The sequence below is a fragment of the Streptomyces sp. NPDC015345 genome (genome assembly GCF_043078805.1).
In the GTDB taxonomy this organism is placed as follows: domain Bacteria; phylum Actinomycetota; class Actinomycetes; order Streptomycetales; family Streptomycetaceae; genus Streptomyces.
On the sequence record NZ_JBIBTX010000005.1, the window covers coordinates 349,944 to 366,938 of the forward strand.

The window sequence follows — 16,995 nt, forward strand, 5'->3', positions numbered from 1 at the left end:
ACCCCTACCCCTGTCCGGTGCGGAGCCGCGACGGGGGACCGACCGCGGCCGTTCCCCCGGCTACGCGCCGTACGCCCCGACCAGCCTGGCCAGTTGCCGGCCCACCGCCCGCAGCGGCTCCTCGCTCCGGCTGACCTGAGCCGTCACCTCGGCGCCCTCCAGGGCGCTGATCACGGTCGTCGCCAGCTCCCGGGCGTCCTCCGGGCCGATTCCCGACGCGGCGAGCCGCTCCTCGACGATCCGCTCCCAGCCGCGCAGCGCCTCCGCACAGACCCGCTGGATCTCGGAATCCGTGCCGAGCGTCTCCAGGGCCGCCGCCGTGACAGGACAGCCGTCGATCCAGCCCGACTCCCGCAGCCCGACGGCGAGGACGACGGCGCAGCGCTCAAGAGCCGGGCCCGGCGCGCCCTCACCGGCCAGCCCCTCGCGCAGCAGCTCCGCGAACTCCTCACTGCTGTGCGTGAGGGCGGCCACCGCCACGGCTTCCTTGCCGCCGGGGAAGAAGTGGTAGACGGAGCCGAGCGTGGCCTCGGCCTCCTTGGCGATCTGCTTGATGCCTGTACCCACATAGCCCTGCCGCTGGATGAGCCGTGCGGCGACGACGACGATGCGGTCGCGGGTACTGGGGGTCGCGCTCTTCGCTGCGCTGCTGTCGGCCATGGGGGCACCTTACCCGAGCATTAAGTAGAGCGTTCGTTCTAGCGCTGTGGTACGTTCGGCCCGAGCCGCTAAATAGAGCGCTCGTTCTAGCCACCTCCCCTGACACCAGGAGCCCCCATGCACACCTCCCCCTCCCCCTCCACCGCCACTGTCACCGTCATCGGCCTCGGCCCGATGGGTCAGGCCATGGCCGCCGCCTATCTCGACCGGGGCTACCGCGTCACCCTCTGGAACCGCACGGCGTCCCGCGCCGACGCCCTCGTGGAGCGCGGTGCCACCCTGGCGGCCACGCCCGAACAGGCCCTGCGGGCCTCCGACTTGACGGTCCTCAGCCTCACCGACTTCGACGCGATGTACGGGATCCTCGAACCCGCCAAGGCGGCCATCGCCGGACGCACCCTGGTGAACCTCAGTTCGGACACCCCCGAGAAGGCGCGGGCGGGCGCCCGCTGGGTGACGGAGCTGGGCGGAACCCACCTCACGGGCGGTGTCCTCTGCCCGCCGCCCCTGATCGGCACACCGGACGCGTCGACGTTCTACAGCGGCCCGCGCGCCGCGTACGACACCCATCGCGCGGCCCTCGAAGTGATCACCGGCAAGACGGACTACCGGGGCGAGGACCCGGGCCTGGCCGCGCTGATGTACCAGCTGAACATGGCCATCTTCTGGCCGTCGATGATCGCCTACTGGCAGGCCGTGGCCGTGGCCGGCGCCCACGGCATCACCGCCGCGGAGATCGCCCCGTACGCCACTGAGAACTTCGCGGGCATGGGCCACTTCATCGACTTCTACGCCCCCCGCATCGACGCGGGCAACCACGCGGGCGACGTGGACCGCACCGTGATGGGCCTGGCCAGCATGGACCACGTGGTCCACACGGCGACGGACGCGGGCGTGAACGCGGCGTTCCCGGAGGCGGTACGCGACGTCTTCCGCCGCGTGGTGGAAGCGGGCCACGGCGCGGACAGCTTCAGCCGGGCGGTGGAACTGATGAGAAAGGGCTGACACCCTCGCCCGCCGGCTGGACCGGGCCTTCATCGTCTACAGCGCCGAGGAGATCTTCGACGAGGACGCGCCTTCGGAGGCTTGAACACTTTCGCACACCGTACGCGCCCTGCGTACGGTGTGCGCTAGGATGGCGGTGTTCCGCAGTCGAGGACGCATGAGGAGGCCGCCGTGCCCGGTGAGAAGAAGTCCGAGATCGCCTCGGTCTGGACCCGTCCGCGTCGGCAGCGTGAGCAGCTGAGCCGGGAGCAGATCGTGGCCGAGGCCGTGCGGCTGCTCGACGCGGACGGGATCGAGGCGCTCAGCATGCGCAAGCTCGGCACCCGCCTCGACGCGGGCGCCACCTCCCTCTACCGCCACGTCGCCAACAAGGACGAACTGATCGAGCTGGTCGTCGACGAGGTCTACGGCGAGCTCGCGGTGCCCGCCGCGACCGGCGCCGCCGACTGGCGCGAGGCGGCGGCCCGCAGCGCCCACAGCCTGCGCGCCATGATCCTCCGGCACCCCTGGGTCGCCTCCGTGCTCGGTCAGGTCGGCCTCATCCACCTCGGTCCGAACGTGACGAAGATGTCCCAGCGGATGGCCGCCGTCTATGACGCGGCCGGCTTCCCCGCCGACGAGACCGAGCAGGCGCTGAGCACCGTCATCTCGTACGTCATCGGCATGGCCACGAGCGAGGCCGCGTATCTGTCGCTGATCGCCCGTAGCGGCAAGACCGAGCGGGAGTTCGCCGAGAGCCTCCCCGCGGGGACCGCCGGGAGCGCGGGGACCGCCGATGCGGGTGACGTACGGGTCGGGGATCCGCAGCAGGCCCGTGAGGAGACCTTCGACTACGGCCTCCAGCGCGTGCTCGACGGGCTCGCCGTGCGGCTCGGTCCGGTCGGCGGCTGAGCCATTCCCCCACGTCCGGGAGGCCGTTGGTCAACGTGGCGTGACTCACGGATTACTTCACGGTGAGCTAAGTCATGTGGAGAGACGGCTTAATTTGACGCCGTCTTCACACTCCCCTACGTAAGCTTCACTGCATGGCCACGACTCCCTCCCCCGACCGGCGGCGCACCGCCGACGAGGTCAACGAGGAGATCCGTGCGCTGTGGCTGGGCGCCGGCGGACGGCTGCGGCCCGACGAGCGGCGCGTGTATGAGCGGCTCGTCACCGAATGGGCCGAGGCCGAGGCTGATTCCTCGCCCACGCACGCCGCCTGAGGGTCCACTCCTCCGGGCGGGCGTCACCTGCCCAGCGCCGCCGCGTCTCCCATCACGACCACCGGTTTCCCGTCCGGCTCCAGCGTGCGGAGCAGTTCCTTCATGCGCTGAACGCCGGGCCCCTGTCGGGCCCCTGTCGTACGGGAAGTCGGTCCCGGGATCCGGGAGCAGCCCGCCGACGCGAGGACCCGCCGCGCCTCGTCGAGACGCCTCTCGTCGCTTCCGGCCGGGAGGCACAGTTCCACCGCGACCCGGTGCCCGGCTTGCGCGCCGGGAGGTCCCGCACCGCGACCGCGAGAGACTGCTCCAGGTCGACGTTCTCGTACGTGTCGAACGGGCCCGGCCGCTCCGGCAGTTCGCCGTGCGGGACCTCGCCCCGCCAGTGCCGCCGCCACCAGGAGGTGTGCGTGGTGACGAGCACCTTCCTGACGTACGCCTCCGGATGCCCGCCCGCGATCCGCCGCCGCTTGGGCCACACCTCGGCGAGCGCCATCTGGAGCAGGTCCTCGGCGAGGTGGGCGTCGCCGGTCAGCAGCCAGGCGACGCGCAGCAGCCGGGGTCCCGCGGCGGCGACGAACGTCTCGAAGTCGCCCCCGCCGCCCATGTATCCACCGTTCTCCTCGGTCTCCCACAACCGTGGAACGCGGTGAGCCGCCGCTCGGGTTGCCCGGGAAACGAAGAAGGGGCCCGGAACCGTTCGGTTCCGGGCCCCTTCCCTTCCTGCTACTGCGCCGCGGGCTTCCGCAGCGCGATGTTCAGCTCACGCAGCCGCGACTCGTCCAGCTCGGTCGGCGCGCCCATCATCAGGTCCTGGGCGTTGCCGTTGAGCGGGAAGGCGATCGTCTCGCGGATGTTCGGCTCGTCGGCCAGGAGCATCACGATGCGGTCGACGCCCGGGGCGATGCCGCCGTGCGGCGGGGCGCCGAGGCGGAACGCGCGCAGCATGCCCGCGAACTCGTGCTCCACGGTCTCCGCGTCGTAGCCCGCGATCTCGAAGGCCTTGAGCATGACCTCGGGCTCGTGGTTCCGGATGGCGCCGGAGGAGAGCTCGATGCCGTTGCAGACGATGTCGTACTGCCACGCCAGGATGTCGAGCGGGTCCTTCTCCTCCAGGTCCTTCATGCCGCCCTGCGGCATCGAGAAGGGGTTGTGGGAGAAGTCGATCTTTCCGGTCTCCTCGTCCTTCTCGTACATCGGGAAGTCGACGATCCAGCAGAAGCGGAAGACGCCCTCCTCGAAGTGACCCGCGCGCTTGGCCGCCTCGACGCGGACCGCACTCATGATCTTCGAGACCTCGTCGAACTCGCCCGCGCCGAAGAAGACGGCGTGGCCGGCCTCCAGGCCGAGCCGCTTGGTCAGCTCCGCGACGTTCGCCTCGGTCAGGAACTTGGCGATCGGGCCGGTCAGCGAGCCGTCCTCGGCGACGCGCACCCAGGCCAGGCCCTTGGCGCCGTGCTCCACGGCGTAGTCACCGAGGCCGTCGAAGAACTTGCGGGACTGCGAGGCCGTGTCCGGCACCGGCAGCGCGCGCACGTGCTTGCCCGCGAAGGCCTTGAAGTCGGAGCCCTCGAAGATGTCCGTGATGTCGTGCAGTTCGAGCTTCGCGCGCAGGTCGGGCTTGTCGTTGCCGTACTTCAGCATCGACTCGCGGAACGGGATGCGCGGGAAGGGCGAGGTGACCTCGCGGCCGCCGCCGAACTCCGTGAACAGCTCGATCATGAGCTTCTCGATGGGCTGGAAGACGTCTTCCTGCTCCACGAAGCTCATCTCGACGTCGAGCTGGTAGAACTCGCCGGGCGAGCGGTCCGCGCGGGCGTCCTCGTCGCGGAAGCACGGCGCGATCTGGAAGTAGCGGTCGAAGCCGGAGATCATCAGCAGCTGCTTGAACTGCTGCGGGGCCTGCGGCAGGGCGTAGAACTTGCCGGGGTTCAGGCGGGAGGGGACGACGAAGTCACGGGCGCCCTCGGGGGAGGTCGCGGTGAGGATCGGCGTCGCCATCTCGTTGAAGCCGAGGGCCACCATCTTCGAGCGGATCGAGGCGATCACGGCGCTGCGCAGCATGATGTTGCGGTGCATGCGCTCGCGGCGCAGGTCGAGGAAGCGGTACTCCAGGCGGCGCTCCTCGTTCACCCCGTCCTCGGCGTTGATCGTGAAGGGCAGCGGGCCCGCCGCGCCGAGCACCTCGACGTCGGAGGCCTCGATCTCGATCTCGCCGGTGGGCAGCTCGGGGTTCACGTTCTCCGCGCCGCGCGAGACGACCTTGCCGTCGACACGGACGACCGTCTCCTTGGACAGCTTGTCCAGGACCTCGGCGGCCTTGGTGCCCGGGCGGGCCACCAGCTGCGTGATGCCGTAGTGATCGCGGAGATCGATGAAGAGAATGCCGCCCAGGTCTCGGCGATTGTGCAGCCAGCCGCTCAGCCGGACGTCGGTGCCGACGTCAGAGGCGCGGAGCTCGCCGCAGGTGTGGGACCTGTACCGATGCATCGTCGTTCATCCAGTCTTCGCGAATAGGGGAGAGAGCAGACCCTCCCCAGGCTACCGTCCGGGCGAAGATCGGTTTCCGGATATCCGCCGGGGACCGCCCGAGCGGGGCCGGTGCGGCCGGGCTCGGTGGCGACTTCGCCGTACATCTTCCTAAAGTGGGTCAATGCGCACCGACGATCCCCTCTCGCAGGTGGCGGACGATCCCCTGCCTCCCGTGCGGGACGTCCTGGCCGCCATCGCGACCGGCCTGTGGCGCTGGGACAACGCCTCCGGGACCGTCACGCTGGACGCGGAGGCGGCCCGGCTCCTCGGCCTGCCCGCACGCGCCCAGACGCTGACGGAGGCGGCCGTGCGCTCGCGCTTCCACCCGGTCGACTGGAACGAGATCTACGGAACCGTCCAGCTGGCCGTCGCCGAAGGCACCCTCGCCGAGGCCCGGCTGCGGATCATGGACGACACGGGGCGGCGCGTGCTGCGCACCGTACGCAGCCGCTCCAAGCCGGTGCTGCACGACGCGACCGAGGCGTACGAGCTGATCGGCACCCTCCAGGAGGTGACCGAGCCCGCGCCGGGCACCGCGGCCCGCACACCCGTGACGGGTGACTGGCGCCGCTCCCGCGAGGCGTTCCTGCTGGACGCGGGCCGCGCGCTCGCCGAGGCCCGGTCGACGGAGGAGGTGCTGCGGGTCGCCGCGGGGCTCTCCATGCCGGGGTTCTCGCCGGACGGGCTCGCGGTCTTCGGGGCGGCGGGCGACCGGCTGACGATCATCGGGCACCACGGCCACCAGCCGGGCGACGACGGGCCCTTCTCCGCGATGCCGCTGGACACCGACTACCCGGCGGCCGAGGTGGTGCGCACCGGCCGCGCGGTCTACCTCTCCTCGCCGGAGGACTACCGCCGCCGCTATCCGGCGGCCTGGCCGCTGGCCCGGCGCTTCGAGCGGCAGTCGTGGGCGTTCCTGCCGCTGACGGTGGCGGGCCGCACGATGGGCGCGTGGATGGCCGCCTTCGCCTACCCGGTGTCCTTCACCCCCGACGAGCGTTCCGTCCTGACGACGGTCGCCCGGATGCTGGCGCAGGCCCTCTCGCGGGCCGGGGTCGCGGAGTCCGAGCGGGAGCTGACCGAGGGCCTCCAGCGGTCGATGCTGCCGATGCTCGGGCCGCAGATCCCGGGGATGAGCGTGGCGGCCCGCTATGTGCCGACCGGCGGCGGCCTCCAGGTCGGCGGCGACTGGTACGACATGATCCCGCTGCCGAGCGGCCGCATCGCCTTCGTCATCGGCGACGTCCAGGGACACGACGTGCGCGCGGCGGGCCTGATGGGCCAGCTGCGGATCGCCCTGCGCGCGTACGCGTCCGAGGGGCACCGCCCGGACGCGGTGCTCTCCCGGGCCACGCGCTTCCTGTCGGGCATCACGGAGTCCATCACCTACGGGTCCAGCGGCAGCGGTGCCGACGAGACCACGGTGTACGACCCGCGCTTCGCGACCTGCCTGTACGTCGAGGCGGACCCGGCGACCGGCGTCCTGGAGATCGGCCGCGCCGGCCATCCCGAACCGGCGATACGCATGAGTGACGGAACGGTTCTGCAACGGGCCACCGCGGGCGGGCTGCCGCTCGGCGTCGACCCGGACGCGGACTATCCCACGACCCGTCTCGTCCTGGAGCCCGGCGAGACCATGCTGATCTGCACCGACGGCCTGATCGAGACCGGCGGCCACGACCTGGACAGCGGCTGGTCGCGGATCAGGACGATCCTGGAGGAGTACGAGGGCGAGGGCGACGGCGACGAACACGGGAACGGCCTCGAACAGCTCGCGGACTCGCTCGTGCAGGCCGTGCACGGGCCCTCCTCGCACTACACGACGGGCCCGCTGGCCGACCGCCGCGAGGACGACATAGCGGTCCTGCTGCTGAGCCGGACAAGCCGCCCCGAGCAGCGCACCGCCCGCCGCACGGTCCTGACGATCGCGCAGGCCGAGCCGGAGCGCATCGCGGGGGCCCGCCGGCACCTGCGGGAGCTGCTGCACGACTGGGCGGACGACGACCAGGTCGACTCGGCGGTCCTGATGGTCTCGGAGATGCTCACGAACGTCCTGGTGCACACCGACGGCGACGCCCTGCTGGTCGCCGAGGTCAGCGGGGAGCCGGGGGCGCGGCGCCTGCGGGCGGAGGTCGCGGACGGCAGCGATGATCTGCCGCACAAGCGGCATCCTGGGGAGCTGGCTTCGTCCGGGCGGGGGCTGGTGCTGATGGAGTTGCTGGCGGACGCGTGGGGGGTGGATCCGCGGGGGGATGGCAAGAGCATTTGGTTCGAGCTCTACGAAGTGGCCTCCGGCGGTGAGGGTGGGCGGCCGAGCCCGGAGTAGGGGGCTGGTGCGGGGTGGGGTGCGGGTGTCCGCGGGTGCGGGTGCGTTGTGGCTGGTCGCGCAGTTCCCCGCGCCCCTTGGGGGGCTACGGCTGCGGCGTGGTTGATGAGTCGGCCTGCGCTGGAGGGGCGGGTGTGCGTCGGCCTCCGCGGGTGCGTTGTGGCTGGTCGCGCAGTTCCCCGCGCCCCTTGGGGGGCTACGGCTGCGGCGCGGTTGATGAGTCGGCCCGCGCTGGAGGGCCGGCCGGGTGTGCGTCGGTCTCCGCGGGTGCGTTGTGGCTGGTCGCGCAGTTCCCCGCGCCCCTTGGGGGGTACGGCTGCGGCGCGGTTGATGAGTGGGCCCGCGTTAGAGGGCCGGGGGTGCGTCGGTCTCCGCGCCCCTTGGGGGGCTACGGCTGCGGCGTGGTCGTGTAGCGGGAGCGCAGTTCTGCCAGGATGCCGAACGCTGCCGCCGTCAGCGGGACCGCTAGGAGCATGCCGATGATCCCGGCGACGGACGCCCCGGCGGTGATCGCCAGCATCACCACCGCCGGGTGCATCTGCACCGTCCGGCTCTGGATGACCGGCTGGAGGATGTGGCCCTCCAGGACCTGGACGGCGAGGACGACGCCGAGCGCCCAGAGGGCGATGGCGAAGCCCCGGTCGGCGAGGGCGACCAGGACGGCGACCGCGCCGGACAGAAAGGCGCCGAGGTAGGGGATGTAGGCGCCGACGAAGACGAGCGCGCCGAGTCCCACGGCTCCGGGCACCCGCAGGACCAGCAGCCCCACGGTGATGCAGAGCGCGTCGATGAACGCGATGATCGTCGTGCCCCGCATGAAGCCCTCGATGGCGCCGAAGGCCCGGTGCGCCATGGCCTCCACGACGTCGGCGGAGTCGCCGGGCGAGAGCGAGCGCAGTGCGGCCATCGCCCGTCCGGAGTCCCGCAGGAAGAAGAAGACCAGCAGCAGCGCGAGGACGGCCATGGCGATGACCTCGCCGACGACGCTGAGCCCGCTGAGCACCCCGGAGGCGGCGGTCCCGCCGAACTTGCCGAGCAGCTCCTTGGCGTTGGACGCCATGTCGTCCAGCGAGGTGCCCGCCGCCCCGAAGTACTTGGCGACGTCGGTCGCGGCCTGCTTCAGGGAGGCGATGATCTGGTCGCCGGTGTCGATCAGGGCCTTCACCACGATGTACGTGACGCCGCCGACGACCGCGACGACGGCCGCGCAGGTCAGCCCGGCGGCCAGGGAGCGCTGCACCTTCATCAGGAGCAGTCGCCGGTACAGCGGCCCGAGGAGCGCGGTGCCGAGCAGGGCGAGCAGGACCGGTGTCACGGCCGTCTTGAAGGTGACGCACAGCCAGACGCCGACGGCACCCACGCCGACGACGAGCAGGACGACCACGCACCAGGCGGCCAGACGCCGGACGGGCTCGGGAAGAAGGGTCTGCACCCTCCCACCCGAGCACGCCGCCCGGGGCCGCGCACGCCATGTACGGCTGTCTGCCGTGCGCGTCCCCGGAACGTGCGAACTACATGCCGTGCACGGCGGGGACCGTCCCGAGGAGCCCCTTCTGGAAGTCCTCGAAGGCCTGCTGGAGCTCGGCCTGCGTGTTCATCACGAACGGCCCGTAGTGCGCCATCGGCTCGCGGATCGGCTGCCCGCCGAGGAGCACGACCTCCAGGTCGGGAGTGTTCCCGTCCTGCCGCTCGTCCGCCCGCACGGTCAGCGACGAGCCCGCGCCGAAGACCGCCGTCTGCCCGCTGTGCAGGGGGCGGCGCTCGGCACCGGCCGTGCCGCGTCCGGCGAGGACGTAGGCGAGCCCGTTGAAGTCCGCGCGCCAGGGCAGCGTGACCTCGGCGCCGGGCCGCACGGTCGCGTGGATCATCGTGATCGGCGTGTGCGTGATGCCGGGGCCCTGGTGCCCGTCGAGCTCACCGGCGATGACACGCAGCAGCGCGCCGCCGTCGGGGGAGGCGAGCAGCTGGACCTGGCCGCCGCGGATGTCCTGGTAGCGCGGGTCCATCATCTTGTCCCTGGCGGGGAGGTTCACCCACAGCTGGAGGCCGTGGAAGAGGCCGCCGGACATGACGAGCTCCTCCGGCGGCGCCTCGATGTGCAGCAGGCCGGAGCCGGCCGTCATCCACTGGGTGTCGCCGTTGCGGATGGTGCCGCCACCGCCGTTGGAGTCCTGGTGGACGAAGGTGCCGTCGATCAGGTACGTGACCGTCTCGAAGCCGCGGTGCGGGTGCCAGGGGGTGCCCTTCGGCTCTCCCGCCTCGTACTCCACCTCGCCCATCTGGTCCATCATGATGAACGGGTCGAGGTACTTGTAGTTGATTCCCGCGAAGGCCCGGCGCACCGGGAACCCCTCGCCCTCGTAGCCGCTGGGCGCGGTCGTCACGGCGAGCACGGGACGTGCCACGGCGTCGGCCGGTGCCACCACTCGGGGCAGGGTCAGCGGGTTCTCGACGGTCACTGCAGGCATGGTCGGTACCTCCTCGTGAGCTCACTTTAGTTGAACATAGAACTTTCTGCCACTTGAACGAACGAGACCCGGAGGGCATTCCCTCCGGGTCCGGCAGGTGGCTTGATCTGTTCCGTTCAGGAGCTGCGTCTACGGCCCGACCGGCTCCAGTTGCAGATAGTCCAGGTTCCAGTTCTGGAACGCGCCCGCGTCCAGGGACAGCCGCACGTGGTGGTGGCCTCGGGTCAGCCGCCGCGGGTCACGGCTGTCCTGGAGCACGAAGGCATGGTGAGCCGTCGTGTTGGCGACCGGCACGGCCCTGCCCGGCGGGGCGCCGTCGTAGGCGATCCGATAGGTCCCGGCGGGTGCGTACGGGGACGAGGCCCGGGCCTTGAGGGTGTAGCGCCCGTCCTTCGGTACGTCGACTCCGTAGGTGAGCCACTCCGAGCCGCGCATCCAGCACACCACCACCGCGCCGTCGTGGTCGCAGATGTCGACGTCCTCGCCGGGCCGCCCCGGCCCGTCGCCCCGGTTCCCGGGGTCGATGTCGTGGTAGGCCCTGCCCCTGCCGCCGGGGGCGTGGTCCTCCGCCTGGACGCGCACCGCGCCCGGCGGGACGGGGTCCGCGACGCCCTGGGTCAGGTAGAGCCTGAGCGCCTCTACGTTGTCGGTCTGGAGGACCGTCGCCCGGTGGTGGGCGATCAGCGCGCCCCAGCCGCGCGCGGGGTCGATCAGCGAGGCCTCGTCGGTGAACCGGGCCGCGAAGCCGTTGCGCATGGTGTTGAACCACACGCGGCCGGTCGCCCGCAGCTCCTGGAGGAAGGCGGGGGCGGCCACCTGGTCGCGGACGTCGTCGAAGACGACCTCGAACGCGGGCGGCCGTGCCGCCCCGAACTCCGCCACGGACGCCGCGTTGGCGTCGTCCACCACGTGCATGTACAGCGCGCCCCGATGACTGCCGAGGAACGCCCGCACCTCGGGCAACGGCGCCCTGGACTTGAAGAGGCCGTTGCGCACGGTGCCGGTCTCCTCAAGGACCCGCCAGACGGCCTCGCGGTCCTGCCAGGCCCGGTCGAGGTTGACGAGGCCGAGCGTGCGGGCGGCCTGTATGGCCTCGGCGAGGGTCGGGACGCGCTCGTCGGTGACCGCCGCCTGGCGGCCGCCGAGCCCCGCGCGCAGCCGCAGGCCGCTCAGCTGGGCATGGGTGAGGTCGGCGACGCGGCCGGTGCCGTTCGTGGTGCGGTCCACGGTCTCGTCGTGCATCAGGACGGGGACCCTGTCCTTGGTCAGCCGGACGTCGACCTCGACGATCTCGGCGCCGTCCGCGAAGCCCGCCCGGATCGCGGCCAGGCTGTTCTCGGGCGCCTTGCGCCACTGCCCCCGGTGGGCGACGGTCATGACGCCCGCCCTTGGCCCGTGGTCGAGGAAGTCGCGGTGGGCGCGGTCGGCCGGGGTCTCGGCGGGCGCCCCCTGAGAGGCGGACCCTCCCGGCGCCCCCGTGGCCGGCGGCGCGGTGCACAGCAGTGCCGCGCACAGGACGGCGGTCACCGCGGCGGTGACGGGACGGCCGCCCAGGACGGCGGCGGCACGGCGCGAGATCGTGGACGCGGGCATAGCCGAGAGCTTCCCGCGTCCACCTGCGGGCCGAACCAGGCCCGCGGGCCGTTCACCTGACGGGGCGGCAGCTGCCGTACCCCACCCGGACGCGGGACGTCAGCCGTACATCCGCCGCATCGCGAAGTCGACCATCTGCTCCACGGCCTTCGCGTCGAAGACCATGCGGTGCTCGCCCTCCATGTCGAGGACGAAGCCGTACCCGGTCGGGAGCAGGTCGATGACCTCCGCGCCGGTGATCACGAAGTACTTGGAGTCCTTGCCCGCGTACCGGCGCAGCTCCTTGAGGGAGGTGAACATCGGGATGACGGGCTGCTGGGTGTTGTGCAGCGCGAGGAAGCCGGGGTTGTCGCCCCGCGGGCAGTAGACCTTCGAGGTCGCGAAGATCTGCTGGAAGTCCTCCGCGGACATCGAGCCCGTGGTGAAGGCGCGCACCGCGTCCGCGAGCGACGGGGGCGAGGGCTCGGGATAGAGCGGAGGCTGCTGGCCGTACCCACCGCCGGGCATGCCCTGCGTCTGCTGCGGAGGCGGCTGCGCGCCCGGCGGGGCGTACTGCTGCTGGGCGCCGGGATTCTGGTCGTAGCCATACATGCGCGTAAGCGTACTGAGTCACAGATGGCCGGTTAGGGGTTGCTTCTTATTACCGACGGGTAGCATCATCGTAGCTACTTGCTGGTATTCCATCCCTTTCCTGCTTACGGAGCCTTCGCCATGGGCCACTACAAGTCGAATCTCCGCGACATCGAGTTCAACCTCTTCGAGGTGCTCGGCCGCGACAAGCTGTACGGCACCGGCCCGTTCGCGGAGATGGACGTCGACACCGCCAAGAGCATCCTGGAGGAGCTGCGCCGCCTCGCCGAGAACGAGCTGGCGGAGTCCTTCACCGACGCCGACCGCAACCCCCCGGTCTTCGACCCGGAGACCAACACCGCGCCCGTCCCGGCGTCCTTCAAGAAGAGCTACCAGGCCTTCATGGACTCCGAGTACTGGCGCCTCGGCCTGCCCGAGGAGATCGGCGGCACCACCGCGCCGCGCTCCCTGATCTGGGGCTACGCGGAGCTGCTGCTCGGCTCGAACCCGGCCGTGTGGATGTACTCCTCGGGCCCGGCGTTCGCGGGCATCCTCTTCGAGGAGGGCAACGAGGCGCAGAAGAAGATCGCCTCGATCGCCGTCGAGAAGCAGTGGGGCTCCACGATGGTCCTCACCGAGCCGGACGCCGGTTCGGACGTGGGCGCAGGCCGCACCAAGGCCGTGCAGCAGGAGGACGGCTCCTGGCACATCGAGGGCGTGAAGCGCTTCATCACGTCCGGTGAGCACGACATGTCGGAGAACATCCTCCACTACGTCCTCGCCCGCCCCGAGGGCCACGGCCCCGGCACCAAGGGCCTCTCCCTCTTCCTGGTCCCGAAGTACGAGTTCGACTGGGAGACCGGCGAGCTGGGCGAGCGCAACGGCGTCTACGCCACGAACGTCGAGCACAAGATGGGCCTGAAGGCCTCCAACACCTGCGAGATGACGTTCGGCGACCGCCACCCCGCCAAGGGCTGGCTGATCGGCGACAAGCACGACGGCATCCGCCAGATGTTCCGCATCATCGAGTTCGCCCGCATGATGGTCGGCACGAAGGCCATCGCGACGCTGTCGACGGGCTACCTCAACGCCCTGGAGTACGCCAAGGAGCGCGTGCAGGGCCCGGACCTCGCCCAGTTCATGGACAAGACCGCGCCCAAGGTGACCATCACCCACCACCCGGACGTGCGCCGCTCGCTGATGACGCAGAAGGCGTACGCGGAGGGCATGCGCGCGCTGGTCCTGCACACCGCGGCCGTCCAGGACGAGATCCAGGTCAAGGAGGCGGCGGGCGAGGACGCGACGGCGCTGAACGCCCTGAACGACCTGCTCCTGCCCATCGTGAAGGGCTACGGCTCGGAGAAGTCCTACGAGCAGCTGGCGCAGTCGCTCCAGACGTTCGGCGGCTCGGGGTACCTCCAGGAGTACCCCATCGAGCAGTACATCCGCGACGCCAAGATCGACACCCTCTACGAGGGCACGACCGCGATCCAGGGCCAGGACTACTTCTTCCGGAAGATCGTCCGCAACCAGGGCGCCGCGCTGAACGGCCTCGCCGAGGAGATCAAGAAGTTCCTGGCGGTCGGCACGGGCGGCGAGACGCTGGCCGCCGCCCGCGAGGAGCTGGCCAAGGCCGCGGTCGAGCTGGAGGCCATGGTCGGCGTCATGCTGACCGACCTCGCGGCCACCGAGCAGGACGTGAAGTCCATCTACAAGGTGGGCCTGAACACCACGCGGCTGCTGATGGCCTCCGGTGACGTCGTCGTCGGCTACCTGCTGCTGCGCGGTGCCGCGGTCGCGGCGGAGAAGCTGGAGACCGCCTCCGCCAAGGACAAGGCCTTCTACGAGGGCAAGATCGCGGCGGCGAAGTTCTTCGCGGCGAACGTCCTGCCGGGCGTCGCCACCGAGCGCAAGCTCGCCGAGGGCGTCGAGCTGGGCCTCATGGAGCTGGACGAGTCCGCGTTCTAAGACGTCCCAGCCGCCCGTCGGCTGTCCGTTTCGCCTGATACGGCCGTGGCCCGCCCCGTTTGAACACGGGGCCGGGTCGCGGCCGTCCCTCGTTAGGCTGACTCCATGAGTACAGCGCCCCGCTTCGACCGCGGTCACACCGAAGACCTCATGTCCTTCCTGGCGGCCGGCCCCACGCCGTACCACGCCGTGGCGAGCGCCGCCGAGCGCCTGGAGAAGGCCGGTTTCCGGCAGGTCGAGGAGACCGACGCGTGGGACGGCACGACCGGCGGCAAGTACGTGCTGCGCGGTGGCGCCATCGTCGCCTGGTACGTACCGGAGAGCGCCGACCCCCACACCCCGTTCCGCATCGTCGGCGCCCACACCGACTCCCCGAACCTCCGGGTGAAGCCGCGGCCCGACGCGGGCGGCCACGGATGGCGCCAGGTCGCCGTCGAGATCTACGGCGGCCCGCTGCTCAACTCCTGGCTGGACCGGGACCTCGGCCTCGCGGGACGCCTCTCGCTGCGCGACGGCACCTCACGGCTCGTGAACGTCGACCGGCCGCTGCTGCGCGTGCCCCAGCTGGCCATCCACATGGACCGGTCCGTCCACACCGACGGGCTGAAGCTGGACAAGCAGAAGCACATGCAGCCCGTCTGGGGCCTGGGCGACGACATCCACGAGGGCGACCTCATCCGCTTCCTGGAGGAGGAGACCGGCCTGCCCGAGGGCGAGGTCACCGGCTGGGACCTCATGACGTACTCCGTGGAGCCCCCCGCCTTCCTCGGCCGCGACCGTGAGCTGGTCGCGGGGCCGCGCATGGACAACCTCCTGTCCGTGCACGCGGGGACGGCCGCCCTGGCCGCCGTGTCCGGCCGCGATGACCTCCCCTTCATCCCCGTCCTCGCCGCCTTCGACCACGAGGAGAACGGCTCGCAGTCCGACACCGGCGCCGACGGCCCGCTGCTCGGCTCGGTCCTGGAGCGCTCGGTGTTCGCGCGGGGCGGTACGTACGAGGACCGGGCCCGCGCCTTCGCCGGGACGGTCTGCCTCTCCTCCGACACCGGTCACGCCGTGCACCCCAACTACGCGGAGCGGCACGACCCGACGCACCACCCACGCGCCAACGGCGGCCCCATCCTCAAGGTGAACGTCAACAACCGCTACGCCACGGACGGCGCCGGACGCTCGGTGTTCGCCGCCGCGTGCGAGAAGGCGGGCGTGCCGTTCCAGTCGTTCGTCTCCAACAACGCGATGCCCTGCGGCACGACGATCGGTCCCATCACCGCGGCCCGGCACGGCATCAGGACCGTCGACATCGGCGTCGCGATCCTGTCGATGCACAGCGTGCGCGAGCTGTGCGGCGCGGACGACCCGCACATGCTGGCCAACGCGCTCGTGGCGTTCCTGGAGGGCTGAGAGCGGCGGAGAAGTCCGCTTTCCCGTGTGGTGGTGGCCCAGCCGGGTACACGGTGCAACGCAGCCACGACCACAGGGAGGCGGTCCATATGGGCCTGGGCGGATGCATCATTCTCATCGCCGTGGGCGCCATTCTCACGTTCGCGACGGACTGGAAGATGGAGGGCTTCAACGTCACCGTCGCCGGCCTCGTCATGATGGCGGTGGGCCTCATCGGCGTCGCCGCGTTCACCAGCATCGCGCGGCGCAGGCGGGCAGTGGTGCCCCCGGCGGCACAGACGACGGTCGTCGACCCGGAGCAGGAGCGCAGGGGTTACTGACACGTCACCGGGGGGGGACGTGCCCCGAAAGGGGCGCGGGGAACTGCGCGAGCAACCCCCACTCACCCGCACCCACACCCGGGACGGACAGCCACCCCCCGCCACCTCACCTCCGCGGCGGATCCATCCCCAGAAGCCGATCCTTCAACGCCGGAAACTGCTCCCGCGTGGCCAGGACCTTCGCCGGGTCCACCTCGACGGTGAGGACCTCCTCACCGTCCCCCGCCTCGGCGAGCACCTCACCCCACGGATCGACGACGACACTGTGCCCCGCCTGCGGCACCCCCGCATGCGTACCACCGGTACCACAGGCGAGGACGTACACCTGGTCCTCGACCGCCCGCGCCCGCGCCAGCAGCAGCCAGTGCTCGCGCCGCCGCGCGGGCCACCCCGCCGGCACCACGAACATCTCCGCCCCCGCGTCCACCAGGCCCCGGAACAGCTCGGGGAAGCGCAGGTCGTAGCAGGTGGCGAGGCCGAGCGTGGTGGACGGCGTCCGTACCGTCACGAGCCGCGAGCCCGCGCCCATCAGGACCGCCTCGCCCTTGTCGAAGCCGAAGCGGTGGATCTTCCGGTAGGCGGCGGCGAGTTCACCGTCCGGGGAGAAGACGAGAGAGGTGTTGTAGAGGGGGCCTTCAGGGTCCCGCTCGGGGACGGACCCGGCGTGCAGCCAGACGCCCGCGTCCCGCGCCGCCTCGCGCATGGCCTCGTACGTGGGCCCTTCCAGCGGCTCCGCCTCGCTCGCGAAGGAGTCGTACGCGAAGGCCCCCGTCGTCCACAGCTCCGGCAGCACCACGAGGCCGGACCGCTCCCGCGCCGCCACCTCGCGCACCAGCGAAGAGACGCGCTTCCTGCGGGAATTGACGGATTCGCCCTCGTCCACGGCGATCTGGATGAGAGAGGCGCGCACACTACCACCGTCCTGGCATTCGATCCGTCGTCACCGTCAA

General features: G+C 71.2%; 15 protein-coding genes. 7 read left to right on the forward strand and 8 right to left on the reverse strand.

All coding sequences use genetic code 11. The features are described 5' to 3' along the window. Nucleotides 1-60 precede the first annotated feature (60 nt). The gene (locus ACF062_RS22870; RefSeq protein ID WP_392140741.1) at nt 61-660 is read right to left on the reverse strand and encodes a TetR/AcrR family transcriptional regulator; all 600 of its coding nucleotides are present in this window, start codon (nt 658-660) and stop codon (nt 61-63) included. 117 nt (nt 661-777) lie between these two features. Here ACF062_RS22870 and ACF062_RS22875 point away from each other — a divergent pair, with 117 nt between their 5' ends. From ACF062_RS22875 to ACF062_RS22885, 3 genes are all read left to right on the forward strand, one after another. Further along, the gene (locus tag ACF062_RS22875) at nt 778-1,665 is read left to right on the forward strand and encodes an NAD(P)-dependent oxidoreductase (RefSeq protein WP_392140742.1); all 888 of its coding nucleotides are present in this window, start codon (nt 778-780) and stop codon (nt 1,663-1,665) included. 171 nt (nt 1,666-1,836) lie between these two features. Then, the gene (locus tag ACF062_RS22880) at nt 1,837-2,556 is read left to right on the forward strand and encodes a TetR/AcrR family transcriptional regulator (protein ID WP_392140743.1); all 720 of its coding nucleotides are present in this window, start codon (nt 1,837-1,839) and stop codon (nt 2,554-2,556) included. A gap of 134 nt (nt 2,557-2,690) precedes the next feature. Beyond that, nucleotides 2,691-2,870 (forward strand): hypothetical protein, encoded by a 180-nt coding sequence (locus tag ACF062_RS22885; protein WP_320590435.1) that lies wholly within the window; start codon nt 2,691-2,693, stop codon nt 2,868-2,870. A 100-nt stretch (nt 2,871-2,970) separates the two neighbouring features. Here ACF062_RS22885 and ACF062_RS22890 read toward each other — a convergent pair whose 3' ends face one another. Then, nucleotides 2,971-3,474 carry a SigE family RNA polymerase sigma factor gene (locus ACF062_RS22890; RefSeq protein ID WP_392140746.1) on the reverse strand — a complete coding sequence of 168 codons (504 nt, stop codon included), beginning with the start codon at nt 3,472-3,474 and terminating at the stop codon, nt 2,971-2,973. A gap of 119 nt (nt 3,475-3,593) precedes the next feature. After that, entirely contained in the window at nt 3,594-5,357 is a 1,764-nt protein-coding gene (gene aspS, locus ACF062_RS22895) for an aspartate--tRNA ligase (RefSeq protein WP_392140747.1), read from the reverse strand. Between the two features lie 163 nt (nt 5,358-5,520). On the opposite strand from aspS, the gene ACF062_RS22900 reads away from it, so the two are divergent. Further along, a complete protein-coding gene (locus tag ACF062_RS22900) occupies nt 5,521-7,725 on the forward strand; it encodes a SpoIIE family protein phosphatase (protein WP_392140749.1) in 2,205 nt (734 codons plus the stop codon). A 388-nt stretch (nt 7,726-8,113) separates the two neighbouring features. Here ACF062_RS22900 and ACF062_RS22905 read toward each other — a convergent pair whose 3' ends face one another. From ACF062_RS22905 to ACF062_RS22920, 4 genes are all read right to left on the reverse strand, one after another. Next, nucleotides 8,114-9,157, reverse strand: coding sequence for an AI-2E family transporter (locus tag ACF062_RS22905; protein ID WP_392140751.1), 1,044 nt, complete (start codon nt 9,155-9,157; stop codon nt 8,114-8,116). Nucleotides 9,158-9,236: 79 nt separating this feature from the next. After that, nucleotides 9,237-10,193, reverse strand: coding sequence for a pirin family protein (locus ACF062_RS22910; RefSeq protein ID WP_392140753.1), 957 nt, complete (start codon nt 10,191-10,193; stop codon nt 9,237-9,239). A gap of 129 nt (nt 10,194-10,322) precedes the next feature. After that, on the reverse strand, nt 10,323-11,786 hold the full coding sequence (locus ACF062_RS22915; RefSeq protein WP_392140755.1) for a glycerophosphodiester phosphodiesterase family protein: 1,464 nt from the start codon (nt 11,784-11,786) through the stop codon (nt 10,323-10,325). Between the two features lie 99 nt (nt 11,787-11,885). Beyond that, complete coding sequence (locus ACF062_RS22920) at nt 11,886-12,377, reverse strand: SseB family protein (protein ID WP_223775762.1); 492 nt, start codon at nt 12,375-12,377, stop codon at nt 11,886-11,888. 120 nt (nt 12,378-12,497) lie between these two features. Between ACF062_RS22920 and ACF062_RS22925 the strand changes: the two genes are divergently transcribed. From ACF062_RS22925 to ACF062_RS22935, 3 genes are all read left to right on the forward strand, one after another. Further along, nucleotides 12,498-14,324: an acyl-CoA dehydrogenase gene (locus ACF062_RS22925; RefSeq protein ID WP_392140757.1), complete on the forward strand. Its 1,827-nt coding sequence runs from the start codon at nt 12,498-12,500 to the stop codon at nt 14,322-14,324. Between the two features lie 105 nt (nt 14,325-14,429). Further along, on the forward strand, nt 14,430-15,725 hold the full coding sequence (locus tag ACF062_RS22930) for a M18 family aminopeptidase (protein WP_392140758.1): 1,296 nt from the start codon (nt 14,430-14,432) through the stop codon (nt 15,723-15,725). 89 nt (nt 15,726-15,814) lie between these two features. Further along, nucleotides 15,815-16,045 carry a hypothetical protein gene (locus tag ACF062_RS22935; RefSeq protein ID WP_392140760.1) on the forward strand — a complete coding sequence of 77 codons (231 nt, stop codon included), beginning with the start codon at nt 15,815-15,817 and terminating at the stop codon, nt 16,043-16,045. Between the two features lie 106 nt (nt 16,046-16,151). On the opposite strand, the gene ACF062_RS22940 is transcribed toward ACF062_RS22935, so the two are convergent. Next, nucleotides 16,152-16,955 (reverse strand): carbon-nitrogen family hydrolase, encoded by an 804-nt coding sequence (locus ACF062_RS22940; RefSeq protein ID WP_392140762.1) that lies wholly within the window; start codon nt 16,953-16,955, stop codon nt 16,152-16,154. Between the last annotated feature and the right edge of the window lie 40 nt (nt 16,956-16,995).

Excerpts from the sequence above, each read along its gene's own strand:
- ACF062_RS22870 (WP_392140741.1), bottom strand. The coding sequence starts at position 660 with ATGGCCGACAGCAGCGCAGCGAAGAGCGCGACCCCCAGTACCCGCGAC.
- ACF062_RS22875 (WP_392140742.1), top strand. The coding sequence starts at position 778 with ATGCACACCTCCCCCTCCCCCTCCACCGCCACTGTCACCGTCATCGGC.
- ACF062_RS22885 (WP_320590435.1), top strand. The coding sequence starts at position 2,691 with ATGGCCACGACTCCCTCCCCCGACCGGCGGCGCACCGCCGACGAGGTC.
- ACF062_RS22890 (WP_392140746.1), bottom strand. The coding sequence starts at position 3,474 with ATGGGCGGCGGGGGCGACTTCGAGACGTTCGTCGCCGCCGCGGGACCC.
- aspS (WP_392140747.1), bottom strand. The coding sequence starts at position 5,357 with ATGCATCGGTACAGGTCCCACACCTGCGGCGAGCTCCGCGCCTCTGAC.
- ACF062_RS22900 (WP_392140749.1), top strand. The coding sequence starts at position 5,521 with ATGCGCACCGACGATCCCCTCTCGCAGGTGGCGGACGATCCCCTGCCT.
- ACF062_RS22910 (WP_392140753.1), bottom strand. The coding sequence starts at position 10,193 with ATGCCTGCAGTGACCGTCGAGAACCCGCTGACCCTGCCCCGAGTGGTG.
- ACF062_RS22915 (WP_392140755.1), bottom strand. The coding sequence starts at position 11,786 with ATGCCCGCGTCCACGATCTCGCGCCGTGCCGCCGCCGTCCTGGGCGGC.
- ACF062_RS22920 (WP_223775762.1), bottom strand. The coding sequence starts at position 12,377 with ATGTATGGCTACGACCAGAATCCCGGCGCCCAGCAGCAGTACGCCCCG.
- ACF062_RS22925 (WP_392140757.1), top strand. The coding sequence starts at position 12,498 with ATGGGCCACTACAAGTCGAATCTCCGCGACATCGAGTTCAACCTCTTC.
- ACF062_RS22930 (WP_392140758.1), top strand. The coding sequence starts at position 14,430 with ATGAGTACAGCGCCCCGCTTCGACCGCGGTCACACCGAAGACCTCATG.
- ACF062_RS22935 (WP_392140760.1), top strand. The coding sequence starts at position 15,815 with ATGGGCCTGGGCGGATGCATCATTCTCATCGCCGTGGGCGCCATTCTC.